The 19,358-nt window shown below is 40.2% G+C and carries 16 protein-coding genes; 12 read left to right on the forward strand and 4 right to left on the reverse strand.

Annotated elements, in window-relative coordinates; genetic code table 11:
• Positions 1-38: 38 nt before the first annotated feature.
• Together sbnB and sbnA are read right to left on the reverse strand one after the other, a co-directional pair.
• A complete protein-coding gene (gene sbnB, locus F936_RS08245) occupies positions 39-1,052 on the reverse strand; it encodes a 2,3-diaminopropionate biosynthesis protein SbnB (protein WP_005046582.1) in 1,014 nt (337 codons plus the stop codon).
• Positions 1,053-1,073: 21 nt separating this feature from the next.
• The gene (sbnA, locus tag F936_RS08250) at positions 1,074-2,078 is read right to left on the reverse strand and encodes a 2,3-diaminopropionate biosynthesis protein SbnA (protein ID WP_003652249.1); all 1,005 of its coding nucleotides are present in this window, start codon (positions 2,076-2,078) and stop codon (positions 1,074-1,076) included.
• Positions 2,079-2,602: 524 nt separating this feature from the next.
• On the opposite strand from sbnA, the gene F936_RS18725 reads away from it, so the two are divergent.
• A complete protein-coding gene (locus tag F936_RS18725; RefSeq protein WP_080595396.1) occupies positions 2,603-2,704 on the forward strand; it encodes a hypothetical protein in 102 nt (33 codons plus the stop codon).
• Between the two features lie 13 nt (positions 2,705-2,717).
• Here the strand turns inward: F936_RS18725 and F936_RS08255 are convergent, their stop codons facing one another.
• Both F936_RS08255 and F936_RS08260 read right to left on the reverse strand, forming a co-directional pair.
• Positions 2,718-3,740 (reverse strand): ABC transporter substrate-binding protein, encoded by a 1,023-nt coding sequence (locus F936_RS08255; protein ID WP_005046585.1) that lies wholly within the window; start codon positions 3,738-3,740, stop codon positions 2,718-2,720.
• A complete protein-coding gene (locus F936_RS08260) occupies positions 3,741-4,331 on the reverse strand; it encodes an ANTAR domain-containing response regulator (protein ID WP_003652246.1) in 591 nt (196 codons plus the stop codon).
• A gap of 386 nt (positions 4,332-4,717) precedes the next feature.
• On the opposite strand from F936_RS08260, the gene F936_RS08265 reads away from it, so the two are divergent.
• The 11 genes from F936_RS08265 to F936_RS08315 all read left to right on the forward strand — a co-directional run bounded on the left by F936_RS08265 (position 4,718) and on the right by F936_RS08315 (position 19,303).
• Positions 4,718-5,059: a hypothetical protein gene (locus F936_RS08265; protein ID WP_017390022.1), complete on the forward strand. Its 342-nt coding sequence runs from the start codon at positions 4,718-4,720 to the stop codon at positions 5,057-5,059.
• A gap of 11 nt (positions 5,060-5,070) precedes the next feature.
• Positions 5,071-7,617: a nitrite reductase large subunit NirB gene (gene nirB / locus F936_RS08270; protein WP_005046591.1), complete on the forward strand. Its 2,547-nt coding sequence runs from the start codon at positions 5,071-5,073 to the stop codon at positions 7,615-7,617.
• A gap of 14 nt (positions 7,618-7,631) precedes the next feature.
• Positions 7,632-9,254, forward strand: a complete 1,623-nt coding sequence (nirD, locus tag F936_RS08275; RefSeq protein WP_005046594.1) for a nitrite reductase small subunit NirD — start codon at positions 7,632-7,634, stop codon at positions 9,252-9,254.
• 18 nt (positions 9,255-9,272) lie between these two features.
• Complete coding sequence (locus F936_RS08280) at positions 9,273-12,053, forward strand: nitrate reductase (protein WP_005046597.1); 2,781 nt, start codon at positions 9,273-9,275, stop codon at positions 12,051-12,053.
• The gene (mobA, locus tag F936_RS08285; RefSeq protein ID WP_005046598.1) at positions 12,050-12,679 is read left to right on the forward strand and encodes a molybdenum cofactor guanylyltransferase; all 630 of its coding nucleotides are present in this window, start codon (positions 12,050-12,052) and stop codon (positions 12,677-12,679) included. The genes F936_RS08280 and mobA overlap by 4 nt, the downstream gene beginning before the upstream one ends.
• 151 nt (positions 12,680-12,830) lie before the next feature.
• Complete coding sequence (locus F936_RS08290; protein ID WP_005046601.1) at positions 12,831-15,104, forward strand: molybdopterin-dependent oxidoreductase; 2,274 nt, start codon at positions 12,831-12,833, stop codon at positions 15,102-15,104.
• A gap of 229 nt (positions 15,105-15,333) precedes the next feature.
• Positions 15,334-16,374, forward strand: a complete 1,041-nt coding sequence (gene moaA, locus F936_RS08295; RefSeq protein WP_080595395.1) for a GTP 3',8-cyclase MoaA — start codon at positions 15,334-15,336, stop codon at positions 16,372-16,374.
• Positions 16,375-16,629, forward strand: a complete 255-nt coding sequence (locus tag F936_RS08300; RefSeq protein ID WP_003652232.1) for a MoaD/ThiS family protein — start codon at positions 16,375-16,377, stop codon at positions 16,627-16,629.
• 3 nt (positions 16,630-16,632) lie between these two features.
• Positions 16,633-17,121 carry a molybdenum cofactor biosynthesis protein MoaE gene (locus tag F936_RS08305; RefSeq protein ID WP_004643135.1) on the forward strand — a complete coding sequence of 163 codons (489 nt, stop codon included), beginning with the start codon at positions 16,633-16,635 and terminating at the stop codon, positions 17,119-17,121.
• A gap of 23 nt (positions 17,122-17,144) precedes the next feature.
• Positions 17,145-18,068, forward strand: coding sequence for a bifunctional molybdenum cofactor biosynthesis protein MoaC/MoaB (gene moaCB / locus F936_RS08310; protein ID WP_003652229.1), 924 nt, complete (start codon positions 17,145-17,147; stop codon positions 18,066-18,068).
• Positions 18,068-19,303, forward strand: a complete 1,236-nt coding sequence (locus F936_RS08315; protein ID WP_005046604.1) for a molybdopterin molybdotransferase MoeA — start codon at positions 18,068-18,070, stop codon at positions 19,301-19,303. The genes moaCB and F936_RS08315 overlap by 1 nt, the downstream gene beginning before the upstream one ends.
• Positions 19,304-19,358 lie beyond the last annotated feature (55 nt).

Consider the following 19,358-nt stretch of genomic DNA (forward strand, 5'->3'; position numbering starts at 1 on the left):
TGTGTAAATCCGATCTAGCATTTTAGTTATTCCTATTCTTATAAAAGTGGTAGAACCGTGCCAACGTTTTGTTCTTGTGCGGCATTGAAGAACCATTTAGCGCAAACAATGTCATCAATCGCCATGCCCATTGGGTTGAGCAAAATGATTTCATCTTCATGTTCGCGGCCGTTTTTATGACCAATAATGATGTCCCCAAGTTCAGCATGCAGTTTTTCACGACTGAATAAGCCATCTTCAACCAGTACGTTGATGACTTTCTTTTCTCGATTTGATTGGTCCCAGTCGTCCACAATAACTTTGTCCACTTTTAAGAAAACTTCAGGCTCAATATCCATAATTGAAATATTTGAAACAAAGCAGCCTTTTTTAAGCCATTCAAATGGGATGTAAGGTTTATCTGAAACTGTGCAGGTAATAAGCACATCTGCTTGTTGAATCGCAGACTTGGCACTGTCATGAATTTCAATTTCTAGATATGGATATTCTGAGAGGAACAATGCTTTGAGTTTTTCAGCCGCTTCAGGGTTCACATCAAATAAGTGTATTTTTTTCACTTGAGCATATTGTTCAAGCACAGTCTTAATCTGCATTTGAGCAATTGGTCCGCAGCCAATCACGGTAATGTCTGAAAAGTCTTTTTTGGCTAGATACTTAATCGAAACACCCGTAATTGCAGCAGTTCGCATTGCGCTAATTAAGCTGCCTTCCATCACTGCGACTGGGTAATTCGTTTCTGAGTCATTCAGAACAATCAGTGCGCTGGCACGTGGAATATTGAATTTTTTAGGGTTATGTTGTCTTGAACCAATCCATTTGATTCCAGCAATCGGGTCGTTGCCACCTAAATAGCAAGGCATTGCAATAATACGGTCAGCAATGTGGTCTGCACCTTGCCAGCGGAGGTAAGGTTTTAAGGGTTGTACAAATTGTTTATTTGCATGGAGGGTTAAACCTTCAGTAATCGCTTCAATAAATGAATTGCTATGATTTGCACCAAGATTTAATAAATCTGATTGACTAAGATAACGAAGGGTAGCCAAATTGCTCATGAATATGTCCTAAGGAGAAGGTTAAACAACATTTTGTAAAGTAAGGTTTTCTTGACGTCGTAAGTTTCGATTGAAATGACGTTTCTTGATCATTTCGAACCATTCATCTGCATAAACGAGATCTAAATAACGATCGCCTCGATCAGGCAGCAGCGTTAAGACGCATGAACCTTCGGGAATGGTTGGAATGAGTTTTTTTATGGCTGAAATAGATGAGCCGCTTGAGCCACCTGCAAAGATTCCTTCATGTTCAAGAAGTTCTCTGCAACCGACTGCCGATTCATAGTCATCCACATAAATGACATCATCAATTTCATCGGGGGAGAGCAAAGGCGGGACAGTACTTGCTCCAATACCGGGAATTTCGCGTGGACCAGACGTACCCCCAAACAAGACAGATCCGACAATATCGACTGCAATCACTTTTAATTCTGGGAACTTTTCTTTAAGGCGACGTGACACGCCCATAATCGTGCCGGAGGTGCTTGCCCCGATCACGAGGTAATCAATCTTGCGATCAATTTGATTTAGGATTTCTTCAGCTTCACCAAAATAGTGGCTTTTCCAGTTGTTTGGATTTGCATATTGATTAATCCAGACAGCATTCGGCAGTTGTTGGCATAGCCGCTTTACAGTGTCAATTCTGGTTTTTAAATAACCGCCGTTTTGGTCTTTTTCAGAGACCATTTCGATATTGGCTTTGTAAAGCTTCAACATTTGTAAGTTTGCTGAAGCAATTTTCGGGTCAATAACGGCCGTAAATTTTAATCCATATATTTTGCATGCCATTGCAAGTGCGATGGCTAAGTTTCCTGAAGAACTTTCAACAATATGACTATCTTTATTAATTACTCCAGATTTCAGGCCCTCCTGTAGCATGAATAATGCTGGACGGTCTTTAATACTTCCTCCTGGATTTAACAATTCCATTTTCGCAATCACTGAGATCGATTGATGCGTGAATAGCCTTGATAATTGTAATAGTGGCGTTTTACCTATGCAGTCGAGAATATTTTCATGGATCATGGTAGATCTTCTCAGGTTTTTATGTGATGTGAATGATAATGATTATTAATTTAATTATTATTACCAATTGTGACATGATTGTTGCGGTTTGTAACGTAAAACAGGGGTGACTTATAGGAATTTTCACTAAATTTTTTTGTGTAATTATTTGAATGTTAATATTTATATTTTATAAAGTGACTAATTAATAAATGTTTTAAATATAACTAGATAGGCAATAAATTACTTTTCACCTATAAAAAATAATTTAATGAGCATAGGGTTTTGGAAATAAAAACTCGTGACTGAAATTACTTTAAAATTAAATCGGAATATTTGTGCTGATTAACATATTTTATGCGGCCTACATTTTGTAGAGTTTATGACCATATTTAATGCTTATAAAAAGAGCAATATTTAAGGGACTTATTAAAATGTTAAGGCTGATTAAGTGACATTGATCAAGTGTCAGTTATTGATATGAAAATGTCTGAAAATGATACGTTTAGATGGATATGATCATGTCCATAAGCGCTATATTTTAAATGGATCAATTGAGTCCAGAAAATATAGTAATGCGTGTTTCGCATTTTGTCTTATGGGTCTTTCAAGCTGTCTTTTATATAAAAGACAGCTTTTTTTGTTGATTGATAGGGCGTGTTAGGCGAAATTAAGCTGCTTAGCTTGATCATAAGCCGCAAGATTAATGCATTTATGACCCAGTGCATTGATTTGTGTTTGGTCTAGCTGAAGGTCATCCCACTTTTGCATTTGCTGAAAGAGCCAATAAAAGTCTTCTACTTTCGGAAGAGCGCTTTCTTTTACCAAATGACGGACAATATCCTGAATCATATAGTATTTGTCGACATGCACTTCTTCTGAGCAATGAAAACGAACAATTCCAAATTCGACCAATAATTTTAAAATTGGAGCAAAGTCTTCTAGTTCGCTAAGTTCTTGCTGAGCTTTCATAATTGCAGAGGTGAGCGCAACCAGCGTTTGTGGATGCTGTTCAGCCCATTCCTGAGTTACGGCTAAAACCTTGTCAGCCACAGGTGGAATAATGTTCTGGCTTGAGCAAATCATTTTACTTAAACCAAGAAGCTCGCCCTGAGTATTCCAAGGTTCTCCGACACAGAAACCATCAATCACATGCTTATCTAGTGCTTCGACCATATAAGGTGGTGGTAAGGTTTTGAGCTGAATCGATTGAGCGAGTTCAGGGTTTGCTAAAGCTAACCATTCTCTTAAACAATAATGATGAATGGAGTGCTTAAACACATGAGCTAAAGAAAGAGAATGACCTTGTTCAATGTAATGCACTACTTTTTGCGCCGTTACTTGAGCTGTATCATTTTCTTGAAGTTTAAGTTGATGCGTTAATTTTTGGCTTAAGCTGATAAATGCACGATTTTCACTCAAAACTAGTGAGGTTTGCAGTGGCGTACCAATCTGATCTGATCCTACTGCGGCCGCAGGTAACATTGCAGATAAGCAGTGAGCTGCATCTAATAAACCAAAAGCAAGGCGGTCGCGAAGACTTGCCCACGATGCTTCTTTAACTAAAGTAACGTCGAGCCCTACTTCGTCAAAGAAACCTCTTTGTTTTGCCCAAAGCAATGCAAGACAATCAAGCAAAGGAATATAGCCGAGTTGTAGCTGAGTCTTTTCTAATGTGCTCATTTATTCATCCTTTAGTTGATTGCCAAGTAATTTTTGGGCGTCAAGTAAACGCCGAGCCATTTCCCCAATCGTAATACGGTGGCTCATGGCATTTTTTCTGAGCAACTGGAATGCTGTATCTTCAGGAAGGCCATGGAGTTGCATAAGTAAAACTTTGGCCTTTTCAACATCTTTACGATCAGCGAGTTTAGTTTGAGCATCTTTTAGATCCCCTTCGAGTTTTTTGTGTTTTTTATATTGCTCAATGGAGATTTCTAAAATGGTATGTAAGCGGGCAGGGTCTATGCCATCAACAATATAAGCAGTCACCCCCGCATCTATGGCTTGTTTGATTGTGTCTTTATCTGAATTTTTGGTGAACAGAACGGTAGGAAGGTCATAGCTACTGACACAGCTTTCAATAATGTCACGGTGAGGATGATCCATATCAAGCAAGATCACATCAGCTTGTAAATGTTCGAGGCGAAAGATATTCAAGTGGTCCAAAGTAAGGCAAGCGACCACTTCAAAATCATTTTCAAGCAGACTTTTTCTTATATAGTCGGCTCGCGCATGATCATCATCAATAAGGGCTATTTTGAGTTTTGGCATAAGTTCAGAAAATCAGGCTAAGAAAATGCGCCAATTCGACGCGTTTTTTGTTATCAGTTTTTTAAGCAAGATTAGTGCCATCGAAAACTAAAGAAAAAATCGAGCTTTAATGGCACTTTAGCATGCCAAATCATCAGTCTGATCAATCTTGGTGCAAAAATACGATTCATTTTGTAGCAAGGCGTATTTTTATTTAAACCATATAAGTGTGCAGTGATAGAGCAGGGAAAATAAGACTTAATTTTTTACCTACATCTTGAAAGTTATTATCTGTATGAAGTTAAAGACAAAAAATATTATCTTGTTAAGTTTTTAAAATATTGGCATGCAAAGTGCTTACTTAATTACAGGTCGAAGACGACCATGAGTTTTAAAGACGGCCAACGATGTCCGTTCTGATCGAGTTTGTGAGTGCAACTGTACACACAAAGAAGTTACGTTCAGTCGGAGTGAAGGTCATGTCTTTATTTTTATTGCATAAAAAAGTTACATCTGAATTATCTAAATTTTCAGTTCCAGCGATGCGAGCCTTCTCTATGAGGGGGCTCGCTTTTTTTATTTCTTTTTATGACTTTGCTGTGCATTGGGCGTCGTCAACGAGTGAAAAAAATTGGTTTCAAGTAGCTACATGCTTCGTGATGTTGATTCGCTTCTCGGTAGAGCACAAAGCAAAAGAACAACGTCTATTTGAGAACGCAATAACGCAGCTTAAAAGCAACGTGATTTGAGGAGAAACACTATGAAATTGGTAATGATTGGTCATGGTATGGTGGGCCACAAATTCATCGAAGCCATTTTAGAAAAAGCAGATGATGAACTGGAAATCACTATCCTCGCGGAAGAACCTCGTATCGCGTATGACCGCGTACATTTGACTGAGTATTTTTCGGGGAAATCGGCAAAAGATTTATCTTTAGCTCGTTTTGACTTTGCTGATGCTCATGGCATAGACCTGCGTTTAAATACCAAAGCAACCGCAATTGATACTGCTGCACAAACAGTAACAACCAATCATGGCGATGTGATTAGCTATGACAAATTGGTGTTGGCAACCGGTTCGTATGCATTCGTTCCTCCAATTTCGGGTAATGACCGTGAAAACTGCTTTGTTTACCGTACCATTGAAGACTTAGATGCGATTCGTGCAGCGAGCTTGAACGCTAAAACTGGTGTGGTTATTGGTGGTGGTTTGCTTGGTCTTGAGGCAGCCAAAGCATTACGTGACCTAGATTTAGAGACACATGTTGTTGAGTTTGCTCCACGTTTGATGGCAGTTCAAATTGATGACTTGGGTGGTAAAGTTCTACGTCGCAAAATTGAAGATTTAGGTGTAAAAGTTCATACGCAAAAAGCGACTCAATGCATTGAATGCGGTGATAGCACAACACATGTGATGAAGTTTGCTGATGGTAGTGAACTTGAAGCAGATATCATTTTATTCTCGGCAGGTATTCGCCCACGTGATGAGTTAGCACGTAATAGTGGTCTGGCGATTGGTGAACGTGGCGGTATCGTGATTAATGATTACTGCCAAACTTCCGATAGCAACATTTACGCAATTGGTGAATGTGCGCTTTGGCAAAACAAAATCTATGGTTTAGTTGCACCGGGCTATGACATGGCACGTATTGCAGCGAAACATGTGTTAGATGAAGAATGTCACTCTTTCGCTGGTGCGGACATGAGCACCAAGTTGAAATTGATGGGTGTTGATGTTGCATCTGTAGGCGACGCGCATGCCATTACTCCAGGTGCATTAAACTACTTCTATACAGATGAGCATGCACTGGTTTATAAAAAGATTGTTGTAAATGCAGACAAAACTAAATTGCTTGGTGCAGTTTTGGTGGGCGATGCTAAAGAATATAACGACCTTTTACAAATGATGTTAAACGGTCTGGATTTACCAGAAGTGCCTGAAAGTTTAATCATGCCGGGCTTTGAGCAATCAGCAGGTAAATCAGGTGGTAGCGGTGTAGATTTACTTCCAGATAGCGCAACGATCTGTTCATGTAACAACGTATCAAAAGCGGACATTTGCCAAGCAATTAGCGATGGTTCGACTTCTTTTGGTGCATTGAAGAAATGCACCAAAGCAGCAACTGCATGTGGTGGTTGTGCACCATTAGTGACTCAAGTATTGAAATCTGAGTTACAACGTCAAGGTGTAACCGTTAACAACCACATTTGCGAACACTTCCCGTACTCTCGCCAAGAGTTGTATCACTTGGTTCGTGTCAATGAAATCAAAACTTTTGACGACTTGATTGATCAACATGGTCATGGTTTAGGGTGTGATATCTGTAAACCTGCTGCTGCAAATATTTTGGCATCTTGCTGGAATGACTTCGTACTTGAACCAAGTCATGCCGGTCTGCAAGACAGTAACGACTACTACTTGGGTAACATCCAAAAAGATGGTTCTTACTCGGTCGTACCGCGTATGGCTGGCGGTGAAGTGACTCCAGATGGTTTGATTGCCATTGGTCAAATTGCCAAGAAATATAACCTCTATACCAAAATCACTGGTGGTCAACGTGTCGATATGTTCGGTGCACAAGTTCACGAGCTTCCATTTATTTGGGAAGAATTGAATGCAGCTGGTTTTGAATCTGGTCATGCATACGGTAAGTCATTACGTACCGTGAAATCTTGTGTCGGTAGTACTTGGTGTCGTTATGGTGTAGACAACTCAGTTGGTTTAGCTATCGAGCTTGAAAATCGCTACAAGGGTTTACGTTCACCACATAAATTAAAAATGGCGGTGTCTGGCTGTACACGTGAGTGTGCCGAAGCACAAGGTAAAGACGTGGGTATTATCGCGACTGAAAAAGGCTGGAACCTTTACGTGTGTGGTAATGGTGGTATGAAACCGCGTCATGCAGAATTGCTTGCATCTGACCTCGATAAAGAAACATTGATTCGTTATATCGACCGTTTCTATATGTTCTACATTCAAACAGCAGACCGTTTACAACGTACTAGCGTATGGCGCGACAACATGGAAGGTGGTTTGGACTACCTTAAATCTGTGGTGGTTGATGATTCTCTTGGGTTGGCTGCTGAGCTTGAGCGCCGTATGGAACATGTGATTGGCACATATCAAGATGAATGGCGTACTGCGGTAGAAAATCCTGAAGTTCGTAAACGCTTCCAAACTTATATCAATGCAAGTGCAAATGAACAGGCCGATCCACACATTCAATTTACGACTGAACGTGGCCAAATCCGACCATTAACAGACGTTGAGCGTTCAGAAGACCGTATTCCAATGGTTGAAGCATAAGCAGGAGAATTTCTATGAATATTGTACAAGACAAAAATATGCTTCCTGATGGCGAATGGATTGATGTGTGTGCACTAGATGATTTAACCCCAAACACTGGCGCAGGCGCGTTAGTAGGTGATCAAGCAGTTGCAATCTTCAGAGTTGGACATGAAAAACGCGTTTATGTGTTAAGCAATAAAGATCCGTTTAGCCAAGCAAATGTCATGAGCCGCGGCATTATTGGTGATTTACAAGGCGAGCGTGTGATCGCATCACCAATTTATAAACAACACTTTAGTTTGGCTACTGGTCGCTGTTTAGAAGATAAAGACCAGAAACTTTCAGTTTATCCAAGCAAAATTGTTGATGGTCGTGTTTTGATCAACCCCGTGCCACAAAAAACTTATATTACCAATACAGGTGTGTCTCAAGACAAACTTAAACTAGTACTGATTGGTAATGGCTTGGCAGGTATGCGTTGCCTAGAAGATTTACTCGACATGGCACCAGATCGTTATGAAGTCACGGTGATTGGTGAAGAACCTTGGGGTAATTACAACCGTATTATGTTATCTCCGGTTTTATCGGGTGAAAAAACCATTGAAGACATTATGCTGCACCCGCCAAAGTGGTATAGCGATAAAGGCATCAAATTTATTGCAGGCGATAAAGCTGTAAAAATTGATCGCCCACGTAAAGTGGTTTACACCGAAAAGGAACAAACAGTTGATTATGACCGTTTGATCTTGGCAACCGGTTCGGCGCCATTTATTCCACCAGTCCAAGGAGTGGATTTAAAGGGTGTTTTAACCTTCCGTGATATTTATGACGTTAACACCATGATTGAGTACTGCGGTTCAAAAACCAATGCAGTAGTGATTGGTGGTGGCTTACTTGGTTTGGAAGCAGCTTACGGTTTAAAGCAACGCGGTATGAACGTGACCGTATTGCATTTAATGGACCGTATTATGGAGCGTCAACTCGACGGCCGTGCGAGTCAGTTACTTCGTCATAGCATTGAGCAAAAGGGCATTAATATTATTACCGAAGCCAATACAGAAGCATTGGTAGGTGATGAAAATGGTCATGTAAAACAGATTCGACTAAAAGACGGTACTGTTTTAGATGCTGACCTTGTGGTTTTTGCAGTTGGTATCCGACCAAATATTAGCTTGGCACAAAGTGCGGGTTTACGCTGTAACCGCGGCGTATTGGTGAATGATACTATGCAAACCTTTGACCCAAGTATTTACGCTGTGGGTGAGTGTATTGAACACCGTGGGCAAACATTTGGTCTGGTTGAGCCATTATGGGGCCAAGCCTTTATCTGTGCGACGCACTTGGCTGAGCATGGTAGTTTGACCTTTAAGGCACCGACTGTACCAACCCAGTTAAAAGTTAGTGGTGTCGATGTATTCTCTGCGGGCAATTTTGAACCGAAAGATGATTATGAAGACATTATCCTGAACGATGAAAAACGCCAGATTTACAAACGCATTATCATTCAAAGCGATAGAGTAATTGGTGCGGTATTGTTTGGTGATACTGAAGATGGCATGTGGTATGCAGAGTTAATCGCAGATCAAACACCTGTTTCTTCATTCAGAAATAAACTGTTATTTGGTCGAGATTTTGCATTAAAAAATGCAGGCTAAATAGGGAAAGGAGCAGTTATGAACAGTATTCCAAGCGTTGAAATCGATAGCTCCGATCATGTGGCAAAAACAACTAAAACAACATGTCCATATTGTGGTGTTGGTTGCGGTGTCAGTGTACACGTTCAACAAAAACCTCAAGGGCCTGTGGTTCAAGTTGAGGGGGATGCAGAGCATCCTTCTAACTTTGGACGCTTATGCATTAAGGGTAGCCGTCTTGCGGATACTTTGGGGTTAGAAACACGTGTTTTACAGCCAATGATGGGACGTAAGTCTCATCGGACTGTAACTACATGGGACGATGCAATCGATAAGATTGCCGATAAATTTCAGTCGTGTATCGACAAATATGGTCGTGACAGCATCGCCTTTTATGTTTCAGGACAATTGCTTACTGAAGACTATTATGTCGTTAATAAATTTGTAAAAGGCTATTTAGGTACAGCCAACATCGATACTAACTCAAGATTATGTATGTCATCAGCGGTGGCTGGACATAAACGTAGCTTTGGTGAAGATCTTGTACCAGCAAGCTATGAAGATTTTGAACACGCAGACATGGTGGTATTGGTGGGTTCCAATACTGCATGGTGTCATCCAGTACTTTATCAACGGATTATGCAGGCAAAGAGCCAAAACCCAGATATGTTTGTGGTAGTGATTGACCCACGCTTTACCAGTACCTGTGAACAAGCCGATTTACATTTGCCGATTTTACCGGGTCAAGATGTCGCCTTGTTTAATGGCTTATTTCAATACTTATATCAAAATGGTCATGCCGATCAAGCTTTTGTCGATACCTATACCGAAGGTTTAAAGGATGTGTTGGTCAGCAGTCAGCCAGAAACTGATATGGAGTATGTGGCAAAGCGTACAGGAATTGCACTAGATAAGTTACAGCAGTTCTTTGAGAAATTTGCTCAGACAGAAAAAGTGGTAACCCTATTTTCAATGGGTGTGAATCAATCCACTCAGGGTGTAAATAAAGCCAATAGCATTATTAACTGTCATTTACTCACTGGAAAAATTGGCAAACTGGGCGCAGCACCGTTTTCAATGACAGGGCAACCCAATGCGATGGGTGGCCGAGAAGTGGGTGGCTTGGCAAATATGCTAGCAGCTCACATGGACTTAGATAACCCACTGCATCAAAAAGTCGTGCAAACCTTTTGGGATAGCCCATTTATTGCTAATCAAGCGGGTTTAAAAGCAGTTGATTTGTTCCGTGCTGTTGAATCAGGAAAAATTAAAGCCATCTGGATTATGGCAACTAATCCAGTTGTGAGCTTGCCTGATGCAGACCAAGTCAAACGTGCATTAGAAAAATGCGAGCTGGTCGTGGTGTCAGATATTTGTGCAGATACAGATACGACAGCATATGCTGATATTTTACTTCCTGCTTTGGGTTGGGGAGAAAAAGACGGTACTGTAACTAACTCTGAACGCCGTATCTCTCGTCAGCGTGCTTTCCTGCCTACTCCAAGTGAAGCAAAAGCAGACTGGTGGTCGGTGAGCCAAGTTGCGAAAAAATTAGGCTTTAATGGTTTTGACTTTGCGGGCCCTAGTGACATCTTTAATGAGCATGCGGCACTATCTGCACAAGATAATGTAGATATAGATGCGCGTGAAGAAAGTAGTATTTTCCGTTATTTCAACCTTAAAGGTTTGATGAACTTAAATGCTGCTGAGTACGATGCTCTGCAACCTCTACAATGGCCAGTGTGGGATAAAACCCAAGATGCTAAAGCCGTTCAGCAACTATTTGGCAAGGGCCAATTTAGTTATAAAAATGCGAAGGCAAAACTGATTCCAACGGTTGCAATTGATCCGGTTCATGCAGTTTCAGAAGACTATCCACTCATTTTGAACACTGGCCGCATTCGTGACCAATGGCATACCATGACCCGTACTGGCTTGTCAGCAAACTTAACTAGTCACCGTGCAGAACCATTCTGTGAGATTCATCCGAGCGATGCGCTAAAGTTTGGTGTACGTGATCAAGGTTTGGTTGAAGTTCGTTCTAAATGGGGCAGTTGTGTATTACGTGTGACATTTTCATCTGGTGTACGTCGTGGGCAAATTTTTGCACCGATTCACTGGACTGAACAAGTTGCCTCTGATGCCCGCATTGGTAAAGTCGTTAACCCAGAAGTTGATGCAATTTCAGGCGAGCCTGAGTTTAAACATACGCCTGTCACCATTCAGCCGTTCTATACCACTTGGCAAGGCGTGCTCTATGTTCGGGAAGGATATGATTCGCATATCCAACAATCGCTACATCACTGTGCATGGTGGACTAAGGTCAAAATGGTTAAAACCAACCGTTATGAACTTGCAGACCGCCAAACTTTTCATGATACTCAAAAGAACCTGAAAAATTTCTTGCCATTTGCCGATGAAACTTTTGAATGGTTAAGTATTGAAGATATCTCTTCACAACTGAGCCATAGCGTTATTTTGAAAGATGGCATTGTAATTGCAAGCTTATATATTGCACCGCCAGATTTATTGCCAGACCGTGATTGGGTGGCTAGTTTGTTTAAACGCGAACGTTTAAGTGCCTTACACCGCAAAGCTTTGCTAGCAGGCATGCCGATGTCGGCTACTAATAATGATGGGCCTTTAGTGTGTAGTTGTTTTAAAGTAGGTAAGAATAAAATTATTGAAGCAATAAAAACACAAAACATTATCCATGAAAAACAGGTCACTGCTTGTTTAAAAGCAGGTGGGAACTGTGGTTCATGTTTACCTGAAATCCGTGGCCTGATTAAAGCTTGCCAACAGGAGGTGGAAGTGTGAATAAGGGATATCCCGTAACTGATCTGGTCATTCTGGCGGGTGGGCAAGCCCGCCGTATGAACGGTTTAAATAAGTTGTTGCAGCAATTTGATGGTGAACCCCAACTTCTTAAAATTCATCAGAAATTAAGATCATCGGTATCTGAACTTTGGGTGAATAGTCATCGCGACTATTCAATCTATCAGAGTATTGTGCCAGATATTAAATGTTTTCAAGACGATGCTTCAGGCTTTTTAGGCCCACTGATGGGTATGAAAAGTGCGTGGTCTCATGTAGAAGCAGATTATGTTTTGTTTATTCCCTGTGATGTGACCTATGTACCAACACAAGTCGTTGCCAAATTACACAGTGCACTTCGGAAAAACAAACAAGCTCAAGCCGCTTATGTGTCAATTAATGGAGATGCCTTGTACCCATTTTGCTTGTTAAAGCGTGAAAGCCTAATCACGATAACCGAGCAAATTGAAAAACAACGATTAAGTTTGAAAGAGTGCTTTAAGCTTTTACATGCACAAGTCGCCATATTTCAAAAACAAAATTTATTTTTTCATAGCATCAATTCTCTAGATGAGCTTCAGCAATACAAACAAATCACAGCATTTAAAGAAATTTTTACAGCAAATTAACGATGTATTTGAAGAGCTTTTAACCTTACATTGGTCGTGCGAAAAACGTTTTTAATATTTGTGCCGTTGACTATTTACTATATAAGTTCTATTTTGGAACTTGATGTTTTAGTTCCATCCATATGCATAAAAATAAAGGGAGTCAATCGAAATGGTAGAAGCGCTAAAGGAAAACAAAACGGATGTTACCGCATGTATTTTATGTTCAAGAAATTGCGGGTTAAGTGTTGAAGTTAAAGATAATCAATTTGTCAAAATTAAAGGTAATCCTGAGCATCCATTTTCACAAGGCTACATTTGTCAAAAAGCCGCAAGATTACAGCATTATCAGCAGCATGCAGACCGATTGACTACACCTTTGAAGCGTCAACCAGATGGTTCATTTCAAGAAATTAGTTGGGACAATGCTATACACGAAATTGCCGAACGTTTAGTTCAGATTAGAGATAATTTTGGTGGTACCGCTTTTGCTTCTGTTGGGGGCGGTGGTCAAGGTAATCATCTGGGTGCAGCTTATGGGCGTCAACTTTTGCTAGCCATGAAAAGTTATTATGCTTACAACTCTCTTGCCCAAGAAAAAACGGGTGATTTTTGGCTGAATGGACGTTTATTTGGAAATCAGGCCTGCCATACGACAGAAGATGTTGAATACGCAGATTATGTTCTTTTTATTGGCACAAACCCATTTCAAGCACATGGGATTCCCAATGCACGAGACACGCTAAAGCATATTAAAAAAGACCCCAACCGCACCATGGTCGTAGTCGATCCGCGTGTTACCGAAACGGCAAAACAAGCAGATATTCATGTGCAGTTAAAACCTGGAACAGATGCTTTTTTAATGTCGGCCATGATTGCCATTATTATTAAAGAACAACTATATGATGTGAAATTCATTGAACAGCATACACAAGGGTTTGAAGAGGTAAAAACAACTTTTAGCCGTGTCCCGATTGAAGAATATATTGCAAAAGTGGATGTACCAGTCGATTTGATTTATCAAGTGGCTAGAGATTTTGCAAAGGCTAAAAGAGGCTGTGTGCGTATTGATTTAGGTATTCAACATACTTTAAATACGACATTAAACGGATATTTAGAAAAACTACTGTATTTATTGACCGGAAACTTTGGAAAACAAGGCACCAATAATTTACACACTATGTTTATTCCAATTTTAAGCGATACCGATGAAAGAAAATCGAAATATCGACGTAGTGTTTACCATAAAATGTTTCCGATCTCAGGTTTTTTCCCACCCAATATTTTACCTGACGAAATATTAAAAGCAGGCGAAAAACGAATTCGCGCAGTTTTTGTAGATAGCTGTAATCCTTTATTAACCTATCCTGATACACCTGCCTACGAAAAAGCATTTAAAGCATTAGATTTGTTGGTTGTGGTCGATGTTGCCATGACGGAAACAGCGAGATTTGCAGATTATATTTTGCCTGCACATACGCAATTTGAAAAATGGGAATTTACAGGTTTTAATCTTGAGTTTCCTAAAAACGGTTTTCACCTGAGACATCCGGTATTCACCGCCCAAGGCAATACGTTACCCGAAGCAGAAATTTATACACGATTACTTGAAGCCATGAAGGTCATTCCTAAAAGCTTTCCAGTGTTAGAAAAAATAGCTGCGGTCGACTCGAAAAAAACAGCATATTTACCTTATCTGTCGGCTTTGGGTTTAACTTTTGCTCGACATAAAAAATACATTCCTTTTGCAGCTTCAATTCTCTATCGCACTTTAGGTAAACATTTAGAAAACTCAGCTGCTTCAGTTGCTTTTTTATTACCTCTGTCTATTCAATATGCTGTTTTACATACCAAAGCTGTGCGCCGTGCAGGTTACAAAGGTAATCCTTTAACGTTAGGTGTTCGTTTGTTTGAGCAAATTTTAAATCAGCGTTCAGGTGTGGTGTTATCACAACATGAATATGATGAAATGTGGAAGCTCGTGGCATACAAAGACAAAAAAATACGTTTGGTTATCCCAGAAATGTTAAGTGAACTAGCAAATTTAAAAAATCATCAATTTAGTATTGAAGAGTTTCCTTTCATACTTTTGTCGGGGGAGCGCCGTAGTTATAACGCTAATCAGATTTACCGTGACCCTGCATGGCGAAAAGTAGATGCAGAAGGCGCTTTACGAATTCACCCTGAAGACGCTACAAACCTGAATGTAGCTGTAGGAGATCAACTCAAATGTATCTCACAACACGGAGAAATTCAGGTAACCGTAGATTTTGATGAGGGTATGCGAAAAGGTGTAGTATCACTTCCACATGGCTATGGCATGCGTTTTCAAGGTGGCGAGCCAATAGGGCCACAATTAAATCTTCTGGTGTCTGGTGAACATTGTGATCCTTTATCTAAAACGCCGTACCATAAATATGTACCCATCCGTCTAGAAAAATGCTAGAAATAATGTAGGGCATACAAGAGATTGACGTCGCACTAAATTTGTACAGCTTTAAAATTTAAGACGAAAATTGGACGACGTTAATCTTGCTGATACCCATAAAAAACTATGGATGATAAATAGAATTGGAACAAATTTTGCTTAAACAGCACAGCACTATTGAAGAGCAAATTTCTATTTTAATTGCTCAGAAAAAGTGCCAGCAATATTTGAACTGTTCTCGATATGAGTGCAAATGATGAAACAATATCACTCTGAAAATACACCTTTGGTTCTTCAAGACCAATATGGCCGTATAAAGCGAAAGCTACGTATTTCCGTAACTGATCGCTGTAATTTTAAGTGTGTATATTGCATGCCTGAACATCCTGAATGGTTGAATAAGCAAGATCTGCTTGGTTTTGAGGCACTCTTTCAATTTTGTCATTTTATGGTGCAACATGGTGTTGAAAGTATCCGCATTACAGGCGGCGAACCATTAATGCGTCAAGGCATTGTGCATTTTGTTCGTGAGTTACAAGCTTTGAAAGCGTTAGGCCTAAAACGTGTTTCAATGACTACAAATGGGCATTACCTTGCAAAATACGCTAGGCAGTTAAAAGATGCGGGATTAGATGACCTAAATATTAGTTTAGACAGTCTTGATGCTATTCAGTTTAAAGAGCTAACCAAGAAAAAATTAGAACCCGTTCTCGAGGGTATTCAAGCTGCTAAAAATGTCGGATTACCATTCAAAATTAACTGCGTATTGATGAAAAATAAAAACGATGATCAGATCTTACCGATGGTTAAATGGTCAATCGCCAATCATATTCCTTTACGCTTTATTGAGTTTATGCCACTTGATGGCGATGCGCTTTGGTCAAGTAAAGATGTAGTGAGTGAGGCTGAAATTTTACAAGCTTTGCAACCACATTATTCAGTAGAGGTTGTCGAACAACAGCATGAGCCAGCACGCCAATATCTAATCAATAATAGTTACTCTCTTGGGATTATTTCCACAATTACTCATTCATTTTGCCATCAATGCGACCGTATACGGTTAACTGCACAAGGCGAACTCTACAACTGTTTATTTGCGCCGCAAGGTCTCAATATTAAACCGCAGCTTCAATCATTATTACGTGCACGTACGACAGCTGATCATGCAATGTATATTCAACAGTTAACAGATATGGTTATGCCGTATATTTGGCACAAAGCTAAAGGCTTTCATGCCTTACAACATCAACAAACCCGTAAAATCAGTATGCATATGCTTGGGGGATAAATGCAGCAATCTATCCAAATTAAAATCGAAGCGTTTGGCGCAATTGAAAAATTGCTTCCTCAAAACCTTTCGTTGGTTTGTCCCAATCATATTTTGGTTAAAGATGTATTAGATGAAATTGTTTCATTACATCCAGAATCTACACAAGCCATGGAAAAATGTGCATGTGCGATTGGCGATAATGTCATAACGAGACAATCTGCTTTAAGTGAGCCATGTACTTTGGTTTTATTGTCACCAGTTGCAGGAGGGTGAGTCATGCGAGATTTTGCGCGTATACAAGAGCAGGCTTTAAGTTTAGATACTTTTGATCCGATTCAATCATTTCCTGAATGTGGTGGAATCGATATTTTTATAGGTACGGTTCGTAATCACCATGAGGGTAAAGCTGTTAAAGCGTTGAAATATACGTCATATAAGCCACTTTCTGAAAAAATGATACGTGAAATTGAACTGGAAATTGAGAAAAAGTATCAGGTATCTTATGTGCGGGTCGTTCATCGAATCGGTCATCTGGATGTAGGTGAGACAGCCATTATTGCGATTGCTTATGCAGCCCATCGCCGTGAAGCTTTTCAAGCATGTGAGGAAGCGGTTGAGCGAGTGAAGCATGAAGTGCCAGTTTTTAAAGAAGAGTTCTTTACAGACGGTACGAGTCATTATGTAGAAGGTTGTTGTATTCGCAAAGATGCGCCACAAGAACACAAGCATCACCACCATCATGCCGGCCATGAACATTCACACTGAAATATGCACCACTAGGATAAATAATGAAAAACGTAGGAATGAAGCCGGAAAGTTATCGTGTTGCTGAAGCACAAGCGATTTTATATGCGCCTCCACATTGTATTGAGCTATTAAGACAAGGGAACACCGAAAAAGGCGATGCATTAAAAACCGCACGTGTTGCAGGAATCTTGGCAGCCAAACGTACCGATGAGCTGATTCCTTTGTGTCATCCACTGCCGATTTATCGTGCAGATGTTGAATATGAATTAGAACATGATTTTGTAAAGATTATTACCGTGGTCGAAACGATTGGCCCTACTGGGGTAGAAATGGAAGCCCTCACGGCTGCAAGCCTTGCAGGTTTGACCATTTACGACATGTTAAAACCACATTGTGAACCAGAAGAACTCTGGATGGATCAATGTAAACTGCTTAAGAAAAAGGGTGGTAAATCGCACTTTAAACGCGTACTTCGTCAACCCGTTTCGGCAGCGGTCATTGTGTTATCTGACACCGTTGCAGCCGGTAGAAAACCCGATACAGCCGGAAAGTCTGTGGTAGAAACTTTAACTGAAGCAGGGTTCGATCCGATTCATTATCAAATTTTGCCTGATGAAGCAGATGTTCTAAAAGATTTAGTGCTTGAGCTGAGTAAGTCATATGCTTGTATTATGACGGTGGGTGGAACCGGAATTGGTAAGCGTGACATTACGGTCGATACATTAGAGCCACTTCTTGAGCGTAAGCTAGACGGTTTAATGGAAGCTGCACGATCTTTTGGACAAAAACGCACACCATATGCGGCAATGTCACGTGGGGTAGCTGGTTTTATTGATCGCTCATTGGTGGTGACTTTACCGGGAAGCCGCGGTGGAGCAAGTGAATCAATGGCTGCTATTTTACCAGCCCTCGTTCATATTTTTGATGTGTGCCGTGATTTACCGCATCCGGGAGGATATGAGTAATGTCAGGTTGTGGTACAGAGCGTGGATTAATTAGTGTAGATGAAGCACTTGAGCTGATTGTTAAGCAGCCAAAAAAGTTGGGTTCGATTAACCAAGTTCTTCAAAACAGTCTAAGTAGATATCTCGCTAAAGAAATTTATTCAGAAATTAATCTGCCAAGCTTTTCTCAAAGTGCGGTAGATGGTTACGCACTTTGTAGCCATGCGGAAGATTTAAATAATCAAAAATTTCAGGTTACTGGTGAGATTCGAGCGGGAAGTGAAAGCCATGACAGCCTTAAAGAAGGTCAGGCTATCCGTATATTTACAGGTGGTAAAATTCCTGAAGGAACAACACATGTTGCGAGGCAAGAAATGGTATCGGTTCTTTCGACCCAAGAAATTTGCTTAACTGAGCATATACGTCACCAAGCTGATATTCGATTTACAGGTGAAGAAGTCCAGAAAGAACAATTGTTGGCACAAACAGGGCAATTCCTTAATATTGGAAGCTTAGCTGCCTTAAGTATGGCTGGTGTGCAAACTGTTGAAGTTTATCGTGCACCGAAAGTCGCTGTTTTGGTGACTGGTGATGAAGTTGCAGAAACGGCAGAAGATCTTGTCGACGGCAAAATCTTTGATGCAAATGGGCCATTATTAAAAGCTTGGTTTGAAGATTATGGCTTGGATGTTGAACTGATTCATGTGGCAGATGAGGCAGAGCAAGTCACACATTACTTTAATCAGTTAAAAGACAGCCATGATGTCATTATAACGACAGGTGGAGTCTCTGTAGGTGATTATGACTTTGTACGACCATGTGCTTTTGAGGTTGGTTTTGAACAAATCTTTTGGAAAGTAAAACAGAAACCTGGGAAACCGCTATTCTTTGCTGAATATTCAAACCCAGAAACAGATCATTGTTGTTATTTGCTCGGTTTGCCGGGTAATCCCGCTGCGGTCTATGTGTCTATGCAGGTGTATGGTAAGGTATTACTAGATACCCTACAGGGAAATCAAACAGGGCCGGAGTGGTTTAGTGCGATTTTAGATCATGATTTAAAAGAAGATGCACGTGAACGTTTTTTACGAATGTATGCTTATTTTGAAAATGGACAGCTTAAAATAAAAAGTCTGGCAAAACAGCAATCACATATGCTGAGTAATTTAATGCAGGCCAATTGTCTGGTTCGTATTCCGGCAGGTGTAAAACTAGAAGCAGGCAATATATTAAAGGGCGTATTTATTTCAAATTAATTATAAAAGATGATAAATATGACTCATTATGAAAAATGAGTGGGTTATATTTATT

The organism is Acinetobacter calcoaceticus DSM 30006 = CIP 81.8 (assembly GCF_000368965.1).
Taxonomy (GTDB): Bacteria; Pseudomonadota; Gammaproteobacteria; order Pseudomonadales; family Moraxellaceae; genus Acinetobacter; species Acinetobacter calcoaceticus.

Bases quoted from the DNA above. Each gene is read 5' to 3' on its own strand.
- sbnB (WP_005046582.1), bottom strand. From the start codon at position 1,052: ATGAGCAATTTGGCTACCCTTCGTTATCTTAGTCAATCAGATTTATTA.
- sbnA (WP_003652249.1), bottom strand. From the start codon at position 2,078: ATGATCCATGAAAATATTCTCGACTGCATAGGTAAAACGCCACTATTA.
- F936_RS18725 (WP_080595396.1), top strand. From the start codon at position 2,603: ATGGATCAATTGAGTCCAGAAAATATAGTAATGCGTGTTTCGCATTTT.
- F936_RS08255 (WP_005046585.1), bottom strand. From the start codon at position 3,740: ATGAGCACATTAGAAAAGACTCAGCTACAACTCGGCTATATTCCTTTG.
- F936_RS08260 (WP_003652246.1), bottom strand. From the start codon at position 4,331: ATGCCAAAACTCAAAATAGCCCTTATTGATGATGATCATGCGCGAGCC.
- F936_RS08265 (WP_017390022.1), top strand. From the start codon at position 4,718: ATGTCCGTTCTGATCGAGTTTGTGAGTGCAACTGTACACACAAAGAAG.
- nirB (WP_005046591.1), top strand. From the start codon at position 5,071: ATGAAATTGGTAATGATTGGTCATGGTATGGTGGGCCACAAATTCATC.
- nirD (WP_005046594.1), top strand. From the start codon at position 7,632: ATGAATATTGTACAAGACAAAAATATGCTTCCTGATGGCGAATGGATT.
- F936_RS08280 (WP_005046597.1), top strand. From the start codon at position 9,273: ATGAACAGTATTCCAAGCGTTGAAATCGATAGCTCCGATCATGTGGCA.
- F936_RS08290 (WP_005046601.1), top strand. From the start codon at position 12,831: ATGGTAGAAGCGCTAAAGGAAAACAAAACGGATGTTACCGCATGTATT.
- F936_RS08300 (WP_003652232.1), top strand. From the start codon at position 16,375: ATGCAGCAATCTATCCAAATTAAAATCGAAGCGTTTGGCGCAATTGAA.
- F936_RS08305 (WP_004643135.1), top strand. From the start codon at position 16,633: ATGCGAGATTTTGCGCGTATACAAGAGCAGGCTTTAAGTTTAGATACT.
- moaCB (WP_003652229.1), top strand. From the start codon at position 17,145: ATGAAAAACGTAGGAATGAAGCCGGAAAGTTATCGTGTTGCTGAAGCA.
- F936_RS08315 (WP_005046604.1), top strand. From the start codon at position 18,068: ATGTCAGGTTGTGGTACAGAGCGTGGATTAATTAGTGTAGATGAAGCA.